This is a genomic window from Bradyrhizobium sp. DOA1, assembly GCF_001593325.1.
In the GTDB taxonomy this organism is placed as follows: Bacteria; Pseudomonadota; Alphaproteobacteria; order Rhizobiales; family Xanthobacteraceae; genus Bradyrhizobium.
Map to the genome: position 1 here is coordinate 6,572,763 of NZ_JXJM01000001.1, position 16,286 is coordinate 6,589,048.

Here is a 16,286-nt window from a genome sequence, read left to right on the forward strand (position 1 = left end):
AAATCTTCGGCCAAGGAAGAGGATATCCACGGCACCTGCTCGCCGCGCGAGGCACGGGTGACGCCCATCTTGGTACGGTTCAGCGTCTCCTCGGCCATCAGGTCGGGGACGCGGATTTCCTTCAGTAGTTCCTGGACGAACAGGCTGCGGTCGCCACCAGCGTCCGAGACCACCGAGGCCAGCGCCGCCGAATACATCACCAGCGTGCCGTTCGGCGCGATGACCGGCGTCAGGCCGGCCGAGAAGCTGCGGAACCGGCGCTCGAACGGGTTGCGCCTGGAGGCATCGATCAACGCGATCTTGACGCCGGCACCGCGGGTGTTGAGCTCGCCGAGCACCGTCTCCAGGCTGAAACCGTCGCGGCGCACGTCGGATTCGGTCCAGATCTGCGCATCGACCGGCAGCATGTAGCTTTGACGGGCCGACTGGATGCCGAAACCGCTGAAGAATACCAGCGCCACCGAGCCCGGCTTGATCTTGCTGTAGAGCTTGTCGAAGGCGCGGCGCATGGCGTCGCCGGTCAGATTTTCGCCGATCTCGACCGAAAAGCCGTCGCGCTTGAGCTCGTCGGCGACGGCGCGCGCATCGTTGATCGGTTCCTTCAGCGGGGCGTCCGCATCCGGATATTTGGCGTTGCCGATGACCAACGCAAAGCGCTCGCCGGCCGCAAGCGACGGGGCAGTCGGGACGAGCGAGATGAGCAAGAGCAGCAGATGAAAGAAGCGAATTTTCATAATCAGCGCGGTCCAGCCAAAAAGGCGCCGTTCCCAGCTTGCGCCGCGGCGACCTTAACTTACGCTCCATTCATTATCAAACCGGGGGTGGGGGCGTCAACCGCTTGGAGATTCGACTTTATTGCGACGATCGACCGCAAGACAGGGGCACGTTGCGAAGGCAATGAAGAAGCTGTCATGGTTGTACTCAATGGATCGGCTCGATCCTGTCGGCGGATCTTGGGGCGGCCAGGGCGTCAGAGATGTGATTGGTCTCACATTGCAGGAGTGCGGTCTTCCGCAACCTTGTGGTCTTCGCAACCTCAGGTGTTTGACCTTTGCGTCGGACAATGGCTTGGTGCGCCGGCTCATCCCCGAAGGTCCATTTAAAAGAAAAAGCAAAGAGCAGAGTCATGGGAAACGCCTACGAGATCTACGCGCTGCGCTATGCGACGATGTCGCCCCGCACCCCCCACATGAACTTCCTCGTCCCCGATCCGCATGACAGCGCGGCGCAGGATCTCGATTATTTCGTCTGGCTGATCCGAGGGCACGGCCGCGACATCCTGGTCGATACCGGGTTCAACGCCGAGGAGGCAAGTGCGCGAGCCCGCAAGCTGACGCTCAATCCGGTCGATGCACTGGAGCGGTTTGGCGTCGCCGCGTCCGCGATCCGCGACGTCATCGTGACGCATCTGCATTACGACCATGCCGGCAATCTCGATCGCTTCCCGCAGGCGCGCTTCCATCTTCAGGAGCGCGAGATGGCCTACGCGACGGGGCGCTGCATGTGCAACGGCCTGCTCCGCCATCCGTTCTCGGTCGAGCATGTCACGCTGATGGTGCGCCATGTCTATGGCGAGCGCGTCACCTTTTATTCCGGCGACGGCGAGGTCGCCCCCGGCGTGACTGTGCATCGCGTCGGCGGCCATTCCGACGGCTTGCAGGTGGTCAGGGTGGAGACTTCACGCGGGCCGGTCGTGCTGGCCTCCGATGCTGCGCATTACTACGCCAATCTCCAGCGCAAGAGCCCCTTCCCGATCGTCTACAATGTCGGCGACATGGCGCAAGGCTGGGAGACGATCGAGCGCCTCGCTGGTCACCCCGACCGATTCATTCCCGGGCATGATCCGATGGTGACGGAGATCTATCCGCGCGCCAGCGACAAGGTCGATGCCTGGGCGCTACACCTGCCGCCATCGCGGTCGTTCGTGAAATAGGATAGCGCGAGACCCTCATCCTGAGGAGGCCGCATTGCGGCCGTCTCGACGGATGCAGGCCGAGCTCGACAGCGGGACTTTCATGGTTCGAGACGGCGCTTCGCGCCTCCTCACCATGAGGGGCCAGCGTTCAATACGCCTGCTTGGCGTCGGCCTCTTCGCTGGTCTGGATCAGGTCGAGGCTCTGCTCGATCTTGCCGAGCAGAGCCGAGAGCTGCTTGCGCTCCTGTGCGGAGAGGCAGGCGAGGATCTCGTCTTCCCGCCGAAGCAATTGCGGAAACAGCTCCTCATAGAGCGCGCGGCCCTTCTTCGTCAGCTGCAGGCGGAATTCGCGGCGGTCGGCTTCGTTCTCGACCCGCTCGATCAACTCCCCATTGAGCAGCGCGGTCACCGCACGGCTGATGGTCGATTTGTGCGTGCGGGTGCATTGCGAGATGAATTGCGCGCTACAGGCATCGTTGCGGAAGCCGAGCGTGGCGATCACGCGCCATGCCGGAATGTCGAGGCCGTGGCGCTCCTGATATTCGACCGCGAGCGCGGAACTCACCTCCGCCGCGAGCCGGTTGAGGCGGAACGGCACGAATCTGAACAAATCGAGCCGGGGCTTTGCTTTCGGCAATGCCTGGTCGGCCCCGCGTGTCTTCAGCGCAGTGTCTGTCGTCCTCGCCAAAAGAGCGCTCCGAATTCCAGTTGACGACCGGCCGGCTCCGGTCCAAAATAGTTGCACGTGAGACTATCTAGCAGATCAGTCCGCTTCTGACCAGAGCCGAGGTTCGTCTATGGCCCAGGCCAAATCCCAGTTCGGCTATCGACGCCACCCCGATCAGGATCGTCCGGGCCAGAACCCGGCCGCACATCCGGTCGTGGTCGTCGGCGCCGGTCCGGTCGGACTGTCGCTGGCGATCGATCTTGCCCAGCGCGGCCAGCGTGTCGTGCTGCTGGACGATGCCGACCGCATCGGCGAAGGCTCGCGCGCGATCTGCTTCTCGAAGCGGTCGCTGGAATATTGGGACCGGCTCGGCGTCGGCGACCGCATGGTCGAGAAGGGCGTGGTGTGGAGCGTCGGCCGCATCTTCCACGGCGAACAGCAGCTCTACCAGTTCAATCTGCTGCCGGAGGACGGCCACAAGCGGCCGGCCTTCATCAATCTCCAGCAATATTACGCCGAAGCCTATCTGGTCGACCGTATCCAGGATCTGCCTGCGATTGATCTGCGCTGGCGCAACAAGGTGACGGCGCTGGAGCAGCGCAACGATGCCGTTGCGCTCACGATCGAGACGCCCGAGGGGGCCTATCGCTTGCACGCGCAATATGTCATCGCCTGCGACGGCGCGCGGTCCTCGCTGCGGCAGATGGTTGGTGCCGAGTTCGCCGGACAGGTGTTCGAGGACCAGTTCCTGATCGCTGACGTCAAGATGACGGCGGAATTCCCGACCGAGCGCTGGTTCTGGTTCGATCCGCCGTTCCATGCGGGACGCTCGGCGCTTCTGCACCGGCAGCCCGACGACGTTTGGCGCATCGATCTCCAGCTCAATCGCTATGCCGACCCCGTCGTCGAGAAAAAGCCGGAGAACGTGCGGCCGCGAATTGCGCGCATGCTCGGCCACGACAAGTTCGAGTTCGAGTGGATCTCGCTGTACAAATTCCAGTGCCGGCGGATGGACCGCTTCATCCATGGCCGCGTCGTCTTCGCCGGCGATTCCGCGCACCAGGTTTCGCCCTTCGGCGCACGCGGCGCCAATTCCGGGCTCGAGGACGCCGAAAATCTCTCCTGGAAGCTCGACCGCGTGCTGCGCGGCACGTCGCTCGCGAGCCTGCTCGAGAGCTATCATGTCGAGCGAAGCCTGGCGGCAGACGAGAACATCCGCGAGTCCACCCGTTCGACCGATTTCATGGCACCGAACTCGCATCAGGAGGCGCGGCTGCGCAAGGCGGTGCTGTCGCTGGCCAAGGAGACCGAGTTCGGCAAGCGCATGGTCAATGGCGGCCGGCTTTCGGTGCCATGCAGCTATGACTCGCCTTTGTCTTCACTCGATGCGGATGCCTGGCGCGGTGGACCATCGCCCGGCTGTTCCATGCTCGACGCGCCCGCTGCAACGCCGGCCGGCGAGCAAATCTATCTGACGGATGCCTTCCGCAAGAGCGGAACGGACTTTACCTTGCTGTCGTTCAGCAACGGCGCGCCGATCGATGCGCCCGATGGCGTCAAGCGAATCCACATCGGTGGTGAGGGTGGGCTTGCCGATCCCTCAGGCCTGGTTGCAAAGCGCTACGGCGCCGAACCCGGCGCCGCCTATCTGCTCAGGCCCGACGGTTATGTCGCGGCGCGCTTCCACCGTCCAACGCGGGCGACGATCGCGGCAGCCCTGGCGCGCGCCGAAGGCTTGTATTGAGGTTTCACATGCCGCTCTCCACCAGCTCCAACTTTGCGCGGCCGGACGATGCGTTCCGCGCCATCGTCGAAGCGCATCGCGGCCTCACCGAGGAGCAAAGCGCCGATTTCGACGCGGCGCTGGTGCTGATTCTCGCCAACCATATCGGCGACATCGACGTGCTGCGCGAGGCGATCACCCTCGCCAAGAGGCGAATGGTCGATGGCCAGCAGCAACAACAGCAACAACAATAACCCCTGATTTAAGGATGAACTGATGGCGAAGAACTTCGCATCCACCGGTGATCTCTCCGAGAAGAAGATCACCTTCTCCGAGATCGGCACCGATCTCTACGCCTTCACCGCGGAAGGCGATCCGAACACGGCGGTCATCGTCGGCGACGACGGCTGCCTCGTGTTCGACGCGCAGGCGACGCCCGCGATGGCGAACAAGGTGATCGAGCGTGTGCGCACCGTCACCGACAAGCCGATCAAATATGTCGTGCTGTCGCATTATCACGCGGTGCGCGTGCTCGGCGCCTCCGCCTACAAGGCGCAGGGCATCGTCGCTTCGCAAGAGACGTACCGGCTGATCGAGGAGCGCGGCAAGCAGGATTGGGATTCCGAATACGGCCGCTTCCCGCGCCTGTTCCAGGACGCGCAGAGCATTCCCGGCCTGACCTGGCCGACGCTGACTTTCGAAGGCGAGATGTCGATCTATCTGGGAAAACGCGAGGTGCGCCTGATGCAGCTCGGCGCCGGCCACACCTCCGGCGACATCGTTGCCTGGGTCCCGGACGCGGAGGTGATGTTCTCCGGCGACCTCATCGAGTATCACTCGGCCTGCTATTGCGGTGATGCTCACCTGCGCGAATGGCCGACGACGCTGAACGAGATCCGCAACTTCAATCCCAAGGCCATCGCACCGGGCCGCGGTGATGCGCTCAAGGGCACCGCCACGGTGCGCGAGGCCATCGCGATGACGCGCGACTTCGTCACCTCGCTCTATGGTGCGGCCGAAATATCGGTCGCCAAGGGGCGTACGCTGAAGGAATCGATGGCCGCGACCCGCGAGGTCATGGACCCGAAATTCCACAGCTTCGCCATCTACGAGCACTGCCTGCCGTTCAACGTCTCGCGCGCCTACGACGAAGCGTCCGGGATCGACGATCCCGTGATCTGGACCGACAAGCGCGATCAGGAAATGTGGGCCGCCTTGCAAGGAGGAGGATAGTCATGAACATCAATACCTCGCCTGACCAGATCGTTCGCAGCTCCGCACAGGTGACGCCCGGCTACATGTCCGGCTTCGGCAACAGTTTTGAGACCGAGGCGCTGCCGGGCGCGCTGCCGATCGGGCGCAATTCGCCGCAGCGCTGCGCCTACGGCCTCTATGCCGAGCAGCTCTCCGGCTCACCCTTCACCGCGCCGCGCGGCAGCAATGAGCGCTCCTGGCTCTACCGCATCCGCCCCTCGGTGAAGCATTCCGGGCGCTTCGAGAAGGTCGATGCCGGCCTCTGGCGCTCGGCGCCGTGTCATGAATATGACCTGCCGATCGCGCAGCTGCGCTGGGATCCGACGCCGCTGCCGAAGGACGACGTGACCTTCCTCCAGGGCGTGCAGACCATGACGACGGCTGGCGACGTCAACGCGCAGGCCGGCATGGCCGCCCATGTCTACCTCATCACCAAGTCGATGGTGGACCAGCATTTCTACAATGCCGACGGCGAGCTGATGTTCGTGCTTCAGCAGGGAAGCTTGCGTCTCGTCACCGAGTTCGGCCGCATCGACGCCGAGCCCGGCGAGATCGTGGTGATCCCGCGCGGCGTCAAATTCCGCGCCGAGATTCCGAACGGACCGGCGCGCGGCTATCTCTGCGAGAATTACGGCGGCGCCTTCACGCTGCCGGAGCGCGGGCCGATCGGCGCCAATTGCCTCGCCAATGCACGCGACTTCCTCACGCCGGTCGCGAATTACGAGGACAAGGACACGCCGACCGAGCTGTTCGTGAAATGGGGCGGCTCGCTGTTCAAGACGCAGCTCCCCCATTCACCGATCGACGTCGTCGCCTGGCACGGCAATTACGCGCCGTATAAATACGATCTGCGCACATTCTCTCCCGTGGGCGCGATCGGCTTTGACCATCCCGATCCCTCGATCTTCACGGTGCTGACCTCGCCGTCCGAGACCGCGGGCACCGCGAATATCGACTTCGTCATCTTCCCCGAGCGCTGGATGGTCGCAGACAACACCTTCCGTCCGCCCTGGTATCACATGAACATCATGAGCGAGTTCATGGGGCTAATCTACGGCGTCTACGACGCCAAGCCACACGGCTTCGTCCCCGGCGGCATCTCCTTGCACAATTGCATGCTGCCGCACGGTCCCGATCGCGACGCCTTCGAGCATGCTAGCAACGGCGAATTGAAGCCGGTGAAGCTGACGGGCACCATGGCCTTCATGTTCGAGACGCGCTACCCGCAACGCGTCACCGCGCATGCCGCGAAGTCGTCGACGCTTCAGGACGATTACGCGGATTGCTGGAAGGGCCTGGAGAAGCGGTTCGACCCGAACAGGCCGTAGCTTTCTTCCCCTCTCCCCTTGTGGGAGAGGGTGGCTCGCCGTGAAGCGGCGAGACGGATGAGGGGTCTCTCTCCGCGTGTGACTCTCTTACTTTTGCATTCGCGGAGAGAAACCCCTCATCCGGCGCTTCGCGCCACCTTCTCCCACAAGGGGAGAAGGAAGATAGGACCGAGCCAAAGTGACAACGCACCCCAACGACCCTAGCCTCCGCTCCTTCATCGAGGTCAATCCCGCCTCGGGCTTCCCGATCCAGAACCTGCCCTATGGCGTGTTCTCGACGGCGGCCAATCCGACGCCGCGCGTCGGTGTCGCGATTGGAAATTACGTGCTCGATCTCTGGGCGCTCGAGCAGGATTCCCGGCTCGACGTCGGTCCGCTCGGCGTCTTCTCCGCGTCCTCGCTCAATCCGTTCATGGCGCTCGGGCCGAAAGTGTGGACGAAGACGCGGGCGCGGATCAGCGAGCTCTTGCGTCACGATCATCCGGAGCTGCGCGACAACGAGGAGCTGCGCAAGCAGGCCTTGGTCCCGATGCGGGATGCGAGGCTGCATCTGCCGTTCACTGTCTCCGGCTATACCGACTTCTATTCCTCCAAGGAGCACGCCACCAATGTCGGCGTGATGTTCCGTGGCAAGGACAACGCGCTGCAGCCGAACTGGCTGCATATGCCGATCGCCTATAACGGCCGCGCCTCCACCGTCGTGGTCTCCGGCACGACGGTGAAGCGGCCGCGCGGCCAGCTGAAGCCGCCGAACGTCGATCTCCCGAGCTTTGCACCGTGCAAGCGGCTCGACTTCGAACTGGAGATGGGTGTCGTGGTCGGCCAGCCCTCCCCGATGGGCGGCATGCTGAGCGAGCAACAGGCCGAGGAGATGATCTTCGGCTTCGTGCTGCTCAACGATTGGAGCGCGCGCGACATCCAGCAATGGGAATATGTGCCGCTCGGCCCGTTCCTTGCGAAAGCGTTCGCGACCTCGATCAGCCCGTGGGTGGTGACGCGCGAGGCGCTGGAGCCGTTTCGCCTCAAAGGGCCGGGGCAGGAGCCGGCGCCGCTCGATTATCTCAGGCAGACGAAGCCGCAGAACTACGACATCGCACTCGACGTGTCCTTGCGCGCCGCGGGCGCAAATGCGCCGGCCAGCATCAGCCGCACCAATTTCAAATACATGTACTGGTCCTCGGTGCAGCAGCTGATGCACCACGCCTCCTCAGGCTGTGCCATGAATATCGGCGATCTCCTCGGCAGCGGCACCATCTCCGGGCCCGAGAAGGAGCAGCGCGGCAGTCTTCTGGAGATCAGCTGGAACGGCACCGAGCCGGTCGAGCTGCCCGGTGGCGCCAAGCGCTCGTTCCTCGAGGACGGCGACAGCCTCGTCATGCGCGGCTGGTGCCAGGGCAATGGCTATCGCGTGGGGTTCGGTGAGGTCGAGGGAACGATCTTGGCGGCGGAGTAGAGCTTGATGCACTCAGACCGATCTTCACGATCGCGCGGCCGCTGACGCGCCGCGCTTCGGCCCTATCGCCTCGAAGCCGACCTTTTGCTCGTCGCTCAGATCGGCCTGGAAATCGTCGAGCGCATCGCTGACGCCGCCGACTGCCTGCAGCATCATCTCCAGCCGCGTCTTCACGGAAGCAAGGCGGGCCTGCGGTGTCTCCGCCGTCTTCGCGGGACAGGCACTCAGCGTCTCCAAGCTCCGCAGCGTGGTGTCCTGGAGCACGTCGAGACGGGCGCGGGCGACCTCGTCGAGCTTGAGCGTGGAGGCGATGTCGGCGGGCCATTGCTGCTGCACGAGCTGCTCGTATTGACGCTGCGCCTTTTCGTCGTAGCGGGGATCATAGTCCGGGGCGCAGGCAGCGGCGGCCGCCTGCATGTCCTTCTGCGCATCCTTGCGCTGGACCGCGGCAAGCGCGGCGCGGCGCTCGTTGGCGAGCGCATCGAGCCTGGCTTTCTGGTCGTCGGTGAGGAGACCGACGAATTTCGCAAGCGGCGCCGCGACCGCGTCCGTTGCCTTGATCATGGCCTCGAGGCGCTCGCGCATCAGACCGAGACGTTCGGAAGCGGTAGCTGGAGCCTGCTCCGGACAGGCTGCGCGGATGGTATCGCGCGCAGCGTTCCAAGCCGATGCGAGCTCGTCGAGCGCGGTGCGCTGCAATTCGTTCGGCTGCACGGTGCCGGCGATGCGTTCGAAGGGCAAGCCGCCAGTGTCGCTGGCGTCGCAGAGAGCCTCGGCAGACGGGATTTTCCGCGCGCGCCGGCCTTGCGGGGCGGTGTAAGCGGCAAGCTCGGTGGCGGCGTAAGGCGCGAAGATCGCGGCATAGATGTCGCCATAGCCATACAGCGAGAAGCTGGTGGTATCGCCCAAGATGACTGCGGTTGTGAGATCGTCATGCGCGAACGGCCAGAACACCGGGCCGACCCAGCCATAGCTGCCGTCGGGATGGCGCCACCAGCCCTGCGGACGCCTTCCGCCCTGCCAGCCCGACAGCGCAGCCTGCGCCGTGAGCGCGGCACGCATGACATAAGGATTGGCCGGCTGGCCGCGCTCGGCACCGCGAGGATCCTGCGACCTCAGCGCGGCGGAGCGGTAGCGGCTTCCGCGCACCGCCATGCGGGAATGACGCAAGCGCGCCATGCCGAGCACGTGACCAACGGCAAAACGCGCGACCCCGACGGGGCCGCCGCGAATTCCGAACTGAGCTTCGGCTTTATTCGGCAGCAGCACTGCCACAAACAGGAGAGCAGCGCCGGTCAGCGCCAGTCCCATGCGTCCCGACACGAAAGCTGACCTGAGCACCTCGGCCTCCTCCAGCGCCAAGCGCGCACTGCGCCGCATCATGATGACGCGCGGAGGAACCGAATGTTCCATGGCGACACAGGGCAAAGCGTCGCGGGCGATGTTGCCTCGCTGCGGCCCTCACTGCGCCTTTTGCGGCACGACGAAGGTCTGGCCGGGATAGATCAGGTTGGGGTTCTGGATCTTGGCGCGATTGGCATTGAAGATCACGGCGTAGCGGGCGCCGTCGCCATAGGCGAGCCGGCTGAGCGCCCACAAACTGTCGCCGCGCGAGATCACACGGTTGCCGCCCGCCTCTGCCGGTCCCACGCTGATCGCATCCGCAGGCGACGCCGATGCGACGGTGGTGTGGGCCGGTGTCCGCGCCATGGCCCTCGGCTTCGGCGCGCCGGTCAATTTGGACCGAGCCGCAGGGCTGTCGGGTACCGAAGCCAGGCGCGGCGATGCCGAGGGCAAGGACGCTACGACATCCGACTTGTCGCCGGGCGTCTCGGCCTGTTTCGCTTCCTGACGCGCGGCCGGCGCCGGGCGTGCCGGCGGCGATGCGACCTCGGCGATGGTCACAGGCATGGAGCGGCTGGATTGCGTGACGGTTCCGTCCGTCGATTTCGCCCGCAGGGTCAGCTCGTAGGAGCCGGCCGGAAGCTGCGGCGGAGTCATCACGAACTGACCGGACGCATCGGCCACGACCGAGTCGAGCGGCTTGCCGTCGCGCAGCAACTCGACCTTCGAACCCGGCGCCGCCCGCCCGGCGATCACCGCCGCCTCGCCATGATCGTCGATGCGCGCGACGTCGAAACGGGGACCGGCATCGGCCACAGCCGGCGCTGGCTTGACCGGCGCGAGATCTGCCAGCGCCGCGACCTGCTTCTGCGTCTCGGCCAGCGCGTCGGCCTTCGGCTCGGGCGCCGGTGCCGGCGACGCGGCTGGTGACGTCGGCGCGTTGGAAACAAGCTTCTGCTGTTCCGGTTTGGGTTGCGACCTGGTTTCGGCCTTGGCTTCCGCTTGGGGCTCGACCTTGGCTTCGGTCTTGGCTTCGGTCTTGGCCTCCGGCTTGGCCGCGATGGCGACCTCGGTCTTCGCCCCCGACGGCAGCAGGCGGCGCAGCTCGGTGGGGCCGATCACCAGCACGGTGCCGATCACCGCGAGCAGACAGAGTGCAATGAAGGCCTTGGACGCGGTCATCATCGGAAAGAACCTTAATCAGAACCTTGGGTCGCAAATCAGCCGGATGCGCAAATTGCGCCGATTTGGCTGCGGCAGCAAGACGATCGTTGGACTGATGCGGCCTGACAAGCCCCCAAGAACGTCGCCGTGAATGGCCTCGGCGGACCGGCAGATCCGCCGGTGACGCCAGGGAACAACCCTCTGATTTCGCTCCGATTCATATTCTCCTAACCTTCGCTGGTAACGGCGTCTTGTCGGTTTTGCTGCATCTTGCGTCCGACGGGAGGGCTGGATGGGCACATCGATACGATGGACCGCGCGGATGCGCGCGTTGCTACGCCGCTGGCGCGGGGCGCCGCTGACATGGCTGATCGTCGGCGGCTTCGTGCTGATGGCCGCGACCGCCATCGCCACCGCGCTCACCGTCGACCGCTTCCGGCAGAATGCGATCGAGAGCGGCCGCGACAGCCTGGAAAATTCCGTCCGCCTGCTGGCCCGGCATTTCGACCGCGAGTTCGAGGACTTTGCGGTGCTTCAGAAGAGCATCATCGCCGAGCTCGAAAGCCATGGCATCGAATCCGCCGAGATCTTCCGCAGCGAGATGGGCACGCTCGCCATGCACGAGGTGCTGCGCGCAAAGGCCAGTGGCTGGTCCGACGTCGCGGGCGCCAACGTGTTCGATTCGAACGGGATCCTGATCAATTCGTCACGGGGCTGGCCGGTCGCCGACGTTTCAGTGGCCGACCGCGGCTATTTCAATCGCCTCAAGAACGATCCGGCAGCTCAGGAAGAGATCGAGGTGGTCCAGGGCCGGTTCGGCAACGGACCGGCAATCGTGTTCGCGCGGCGCGTCTCCGGCCCGCATGGCGAATTTCTCGGGCTCGTCTCGCGAGCGATCGCACCGGGGCAGCTCGAATCCTTCTTCGCCTCGACCGGGCTCGGCGAGGAATCCTCGATCGCGATGCACCACCAGAACGGTCAGCTGCTCGCGCGCGTTCCGCATGTCGAGACGATGATCGGGCAGAACTACCGCAAGGGCTCGCCGGAGCAGAGGGCGGTGTTCGAGCGCACCTTCGTCACCACGCAGCTCGCGAGCCCGATCGACGGCAAGGATCGCATCGTCGCCTCGCGCCTCCTCACCGGCGAGCCGCTGGTGGTGGTCGCGACCAAATCACTCGATGCGACGCTGGCCACATGGCGCACGCAGACCAAGTTCTTCGTCACCGTTGCCGTGCTGTCGATCGGCCTGCTGGTGCTCACGCTTTATCTGATCTTCCGTCAGGTGACGCACCGGCTGTCGCTGGAGAAGCAGCGGCTCGATACTGCGATGAACACCATGACGCAGGGCCTCCTGATGTTCGATCAGGACGAGCGGCTGATCGTCTGCAACCGCCGCTACATCGAGATGTACGCCTTGTCGGGCGAGGTGGTGAAGCCCGGCGCCCATTTCCGCGACGTGATCCAGCATCGCCACGACACCGGCTCGTTCCACGGTGACGTCTCGTCCTATTGCGAAGACATCCTGCGGAATGCCGGAAACACGCAGACTGCAATCGTCGAGACCGCGGACGGCCGGCTGATCGAGATCAAGAACCAGCCCGCCGTCGCCGGCGGCTGGCTCGCTACCCATGACGACGTCACCGAGCGCATCCGCGCCGATGAGCGCATCGCCCATCTGGCGCATTACGACGCGCTGACCGACCTGCCCAACCGCGTGCTGATGCGCGGCCATCTGGAGCGGCGCGTCGCCGAGCTCGGCCAAGGCAAGCCGTTCGCGATCCTCTATATCGACGTCGACGAGTTCAAGGGCGTCAACGATTCGCTCGGACACGAGGTCGGCGACGAGCTGTTGCGCCAAGTCGCGAATCGCCTCCGCGCCTGCGTCAGCGGCAACGATATGGTCGCGCGGCTAGGCGGCGACGAATTCGCCGTCATCAAGGCTGGCACCAACGATCCGGCCGAGCTGACGGCACTGGCGGAAACCGTTCTTGCGGCGCTGCGCACGCCCGTGCATTACAAGGGCCAGGAAATCCCGACCGATGCCAGCATCGGCATCGCGATCGCGCCCGACCATGGCGACAATATCGACGATCTGCTCAAGCGCGCTGATCTGGCGATGTACGCGGCAAAGTCCGAAGGACGCCGAACCTTCCGTATCTTCTCCCCGGAATACGACGCCAAGGCGCGGCAGCGGCGGCAGCTCGAGCTCGATTTGCGCCAGGCGCTTGCGCGCGGCGAGTTCGAGGTACACTACCAGCCGCTGGTCGACCTCGCGGCCGATGTGGTGACCGGCTGCGAGGCACTGCTGCGCTGGCGCCACCCCGAGCGCGGCATGGTCTCGCCCGCGGATTTCATCCCTGTCGCCGAAGACATCGGCCTGATCGGCGAGATTGGCGAATGGGTGTTGAAGCAGGCCTGCCTGGAAGCTGCGAGCTGGCCCGGCCAGATCCACATCGCGGTAAATGTGTCGCCGGTGCAGTTCCGCTCGCGGACGCTGGCGCTCAAGGTCGCGGCCGCGCTCGCGGAGTCCGGCCTTGCGCCAGGACGGCTCGAGCTCGAGATCACCGAGACCGTGCTGATCCGCGACGACGAGGAGGCGCTGACGATCCTCCAGCAGCTGCGCGAGCTCGGCGTGCGCATCGCGCTCGACGATTTCGGCACCGGCTATTCCTCGCTGAGCTATCTGCACCGCTTCCCGTTCGACAAGATCAAGATCGACCGCAGCTTCATCAACGACATCGGTCGGTCCGAAGATTCCTCTCCGATCGTGCAGGCCGTGGTGCACATGGCCGCCGCTCGCCACATGGCGACGACAGCCGAAGGCGTCGAGACCGAAGCCCAGCGCGCGGTGCTGCGTCAGCTCGGATGCAGCCAGATGCAGGGCTGGCTGTTCAGCCCGGCCGTGCCCGCGGCGAAACTGAAGCAGCTCTTGTCGGCCCAAGCGGCGGCTGCTTAGGGGGCTGACCGCCCCTTGTCACGAAATGTCCCGCCTCCACCCGCCGTGCGTTTGCGAAAACGCGCGCCGGCTTGGCGCAGGATCAGGCAAAGCATGGCTGCTTCAGGCAATACGCCACGTCCTGCAACCCATAGAACGCACCCGATCCGTAGAAACACGGGCGACTGATCCAAAGCTCGACACGATCAGGAGAACCGCAATGACCGGGAACACCGCTCCCATGCGCGATCCCTCGCAGCAGGGCCTGCCACCCCCACCTCATGCACAGCCGGAGGACAGCTCGCACTCCGACCGGCGCGTCGCCGGCGCGGAGATGGCGCGCGTGCTCAGGACCGAGCCGTTGCGCATGGCGCTGGACGCCACTGGCGCCGGCATCGCGCACTGGAAGCACGATCCGCTGCACGACGTGGTCGAGCCCATGAGCCACCACGTGATCATGGCCTATAACGGCGTGATACAGCGCATGGAGCGGCGTTCGGGACGATCGGTTGCGATCGGCACGTTTCGTCCCGGCGTGCTGATCATCATTCCGGAAGGATCGAGCTCCAGATGGGACATTCCGAAACCCGTCGACGTGGTTCAGCTCTATCTTCCCGATGCGACGCTCAAGCGCGTTGCCGACGAAGCCGGAACCGCGCCGGCCGACCTGCTCGAACGAACGGCGTACCCCGACCCCATCACGTCGCGACTGCTGCTGAGCGCGGCGGACGCGATCGAAGGTCATGGTGCGCTGGATGATCTGTTTCGGCATCAGCTGACGGATCTTCTGGCCACGCGCATTCTGGCTGCACATACGGGCACGCCGGCGACGTTCCAGCCGAGCATGGGCGGGCTGGCACCGAAGATCCTGCTCCGCGCGATCGAACGTTTGCGCTCGGACAGCGATGCCGACGTTTCGCTCGATGCGCTGGCGTCGGATGCGGGTCTGTCGCGCTTCCACTTCTGTCGCGCCTTCAAGGAAAGCACCGGCCTGTCCCCGCATTCCTGGCTGCGCCAGCACCGGCTCGAGCAGGCCATGAAGATGCTGCGCGACAGCGACGACACGGTCGTCTCGATCGCAGCCGCTCTCGGCTATTCCTCGCAAACGGCCTTCGCCGCGGCATTCCGCAAATTGACCGGCGAGACGCCGAGCGACTGGCGCAGGCGCCACACGCGATAGCGACGATCGTTCGAAGCGCAAGCTAAGTCCTTCTCGACGACGCGGGACGCGTTGATGGCGCGTGCCCGCGCCGTAACTGTCAATCCCACCACCCACCCTCATCTTCCGCTGCGAACGCCGGAGCGCATCGCCCGGTGGCCGGCACTTCCGCGCCAACCACTCACGGCAGCAATCGGCGACAGCACGAGCGATTGGCGCAGGCGCCGGCGTTGACAGCAATCGCGCTGGAATCACGGCAATCGCTCTGGCGCAGCGGCAGATCCGATCGACTAGACCATCATCATGCCCAGACCGATCGAGGGAGACCGAAGATGAGCTGGAAAGAGATGACCCGGAAAGAGACGAGCTGGAAGAACTTCATCGGCCGGCGGGTGATCGCGTCGCGCCGCCGAAGCCTTGCGACCGCAACGTTGTACGGACTCTCGCTCGCCGTCCGCTTCACGTCCGCAACGGGCGAGGAGGTGGAGATTCCGGCGCATGCCATGAACCCGACCTACCCGCTGGTCTCCATCATGGATCGGAATGGCTCCGGCCTTCCCTATCAGGACTGGGGCTCGCGGGCTCAATCGGTCGTCTTCCGTCAAGGCTGGCCATCGAGCTCGCCGCTGTCGCGCTGCATCGCGCCTTAGGGTCGACGATCGACCTCACTTCGTGCCGTCGCCGGACGCTGCCCTGAGCGGGGCTGCGACGGCTCCCGTATGGATTTTCGAAACGCAGAGATCAAGGAGTAAACTCATGCGAATAGTCATCATCGGCGCCGGCTTCGCCGGCATGTACGCGGCGCTGTCCGCAGCGCGCCTGCGCGAGATTCAGGGCGTGACGCCAGACCAGCTCGAGATCGCGCTGGTTGCCCCCGAGCCGACGCTCGTCGTTCGCCCGCGGCTCTATGAGCCGAAGCCCGAAACCCTGACGGCGCCGCTGCTCGACGTGCTCGCGGCGATCGACGTCACCTATGTGCAAGGCAGCGCCGAGACGGTCGACACCAAGTCCTGCATGGTGAAGATCGCGACGGCGAAGGGCACGAAAAAGACGCTCTCCTACGACCGCCTCGTCGTGACCACCGGCAGCCGGCTGTTTCGTCCGAACATCCCGGGGCTTGCCGAGCACGGCTTCAGCGTCGATTCACTCGATGACGCGATCAAGCTCGACAAGCACCTGCATGGCCTCGCCAAGCGGCCGGCCACCAACGGGCGCGACACAGTCGTCGTCGCCGGCGGCGGCTTCACCGGCATCGAGGCGGCCACGGAAATGCCCGCGCGGCTTCGCGACATCCTCGGCGCGAACACCAGGACCCGCGTCATCATCGTCGACCGCAACAAGGAA

The 16,286-nt window shown here is 64.9% G+C and carries 14 protein-coding genes; 10 read left to right on the top strand and 4 right to left on the bottom strand.

The features are described from left to right. A partial coding sequence (locus SE91_RS30400; RefSeq protein WP_197489541.1) for a caspase family protein occupies positions 1 to 734 on the bottom strand: 734 nt, incomplete at its 3' end. Between the two features lie 392 nt (positions 735 to 1,126). Here SE91_RS30400 and SE91_RS30410 point away from each other — a divergent pair. After that, positions 1,127 to 1,933 (top strand): N-acyl homoserine lactonase family protein, encoded by an 807-nt coding sequence (locus SE91_RS30410; protein ID WP_061850282.1) that lies wholly within the window; start codon positions 1,127 to 1,129, stop codon positions 1,931 to 1,933. Positions 1,934 to 2,063: 130 nt separating this feature from the next. On the opposite strand, the gene SE91_RS30415 is transcribed toward SE91_RS30410, so the two are convergent. Then, positions 2,064 to 2,603, bottom strand: a complete 540-nt coding sequence (locus SE91_RS30415; RefSeq protein WP_008541754.1) for a MarR family winged helix-turn-helix transcriptional regulator — start codon at positions 2,601 to 2,603, stop codon at positions 2,064 to 2,066. Between the two features lie 109 nt (positions 2,604 to 2,712). On the opposite strand from SE91_RS30415, the gene SE91_RS30420 reads away from it, so the two are divergent. From SE91_RS30420 to fahA, 5 genes are all read left to right on the top strand, one after another. Continuing rightward, complete coding sequence (locus SE91_RS30420) at positions 2,713 to 4,326, top strand: FAD-dependent oxidoreductase (RefSeq protein ID WP_061850283.1); 1,614 nt, start codon at positions 2,713 to 2,715, stop codon at positions 4,324 to 4,326. A gap of 8 nt (positions 4,327 to 4,334) precedes the next feature. Next, positions 4,335 to 4,559, top strand: coding sequence for a DUF2783 domain-containing protein (locus tag SE91_RS30425; RefSeq protein WP_008541752.1), 225 nt, complete (start codon positions 4,335 to 4,337; stop codon positions 4,557 to 4,559). Between the two features lie 22 nt (positions 4,560 to 4,581). After that, a complete protein-coding gene (locus SE91_RS30430; RefSeq protein WP_061850284.1) occupies positions 4,582 to 5,538 on the top strand; it encodes an MBL fold metallo-hydrolase in 957 nt (318 codons plus the stop codon). A gap of 2 nt (positions 5,539 to 5,540) precedes the next feature. Next, positions 5,541 to 6,887 (top strand): homogentisate 1,2-dioxygenase, encoded by a 1,347-nt coding sequence (gene hmgA, locus SE91_RS30435; RefSeq protein WP_061850285.1) that lies wholly within the window; start codon positions 5,541 to 5,543, stop codon positions 6,885 to 6,887. A gap of 178 nt (positions 6,888 to 7,065) precedes the next feature. Continuing rightward, positions 7,066 to 8,340: a fumarylacetoacetase gene (gene fahA / locus SE91_RS30440; protein ID WP_061850286.1), complete on the top strand. Its 1,275-nt coding sequence runs from the start codon at positions 7,066 to 7,068 to the stop codon at positions 8,338 to 8,340. Positions 8,341 to 8,364: 24 nt separating this feature from the next. Here the strand turns inward: fahA and SE91_RS30445 are convergent, their stop codons facing one another. Together SE91_RS30445 and SE91_RS30450 are read right to left on the bottom strand one after the other, a co-directional pair. Continuing rightward, positions 8,365 to 9,651 carry a Spy/CpxP family protein refolding chaperone gene (locus SE91_RS30445; RefSeq protein ID WP_245318627.1) on the bottom strand — a complete coding sequence of 429 codons (1,287 nt, stop codon included), beginning with the start codon at positions 9,649 to 9,651 and terminating at the stop codon, positions 8,365 to 8,367. Between the two features lie 150 nt (positions 9,652 to 9,801). Beyond that, complete coding sequence (locus SE91_RS30450) at positions 9,802 to 10,869, bottom strand: LysM peptidoglycan-binding domain-containing protein (protein ID WP_061850287.1); 1,068 nt, start codon at positions 10,867 to 10,869, stop codon at positions 9,802 to 9,804. Between the two features lie 271 nt (positions 10,870 to 11,140). Here SE91_RS30450 and SE91_RS30455 point away from each other — a divergent pair, with 271 nt between their 5' ends. The 4 genes from SE91_RS30455 to SE91_RS30470 all read left to right on the top strand — a co-directional run. After that, the gene (locus SE91_RS30455) at positions 11,141 to 13,804 is read left to right on the top strand and encodes a bifunctional diguanylate cyclase/phosphodiesterase (RefSeq protein ID WP_061850288.1); all 2,664 of its coding nucleotides are present in this window, start codon (positions 11,141 to 11,143) and stop codon (positions 13,802 to 13,804) included. A 199-nt stretch (positions 13,805 to 14,003) separates the two neighbouring features. Further along, entirely contained in the window at positions 14,004 to 14,963 is a 960-nt protein-coding gene (locus tag SE91_RS30460; RefSeq protein WP_082813873.1) for a helix-turn-helix transcriptional regulator, read from the top strand. A gap of 311 nt (positions 14,964 to 15,274) precedes the next feature. Further along, entirely contained in the window at positions 15,275 to 15,592 is a 318-nt protein-coding gene (locus tag SE91_RS30465) for a hypothetical protein (RefSeq protein ID WP_245318569.1), read from the top strand. A 106-nt stretch (positions 15,593 to 15,698) separates the two neighbouring features. Then, on the top strand, positions 15,699 to 16,286 hold a 588-nt coding region (locus SE91_RS30470; RefSeq protein ID WP_197489542.1), incomplete at its 3' end, for an NAD(P)/FAD-dependent oxidoreductase.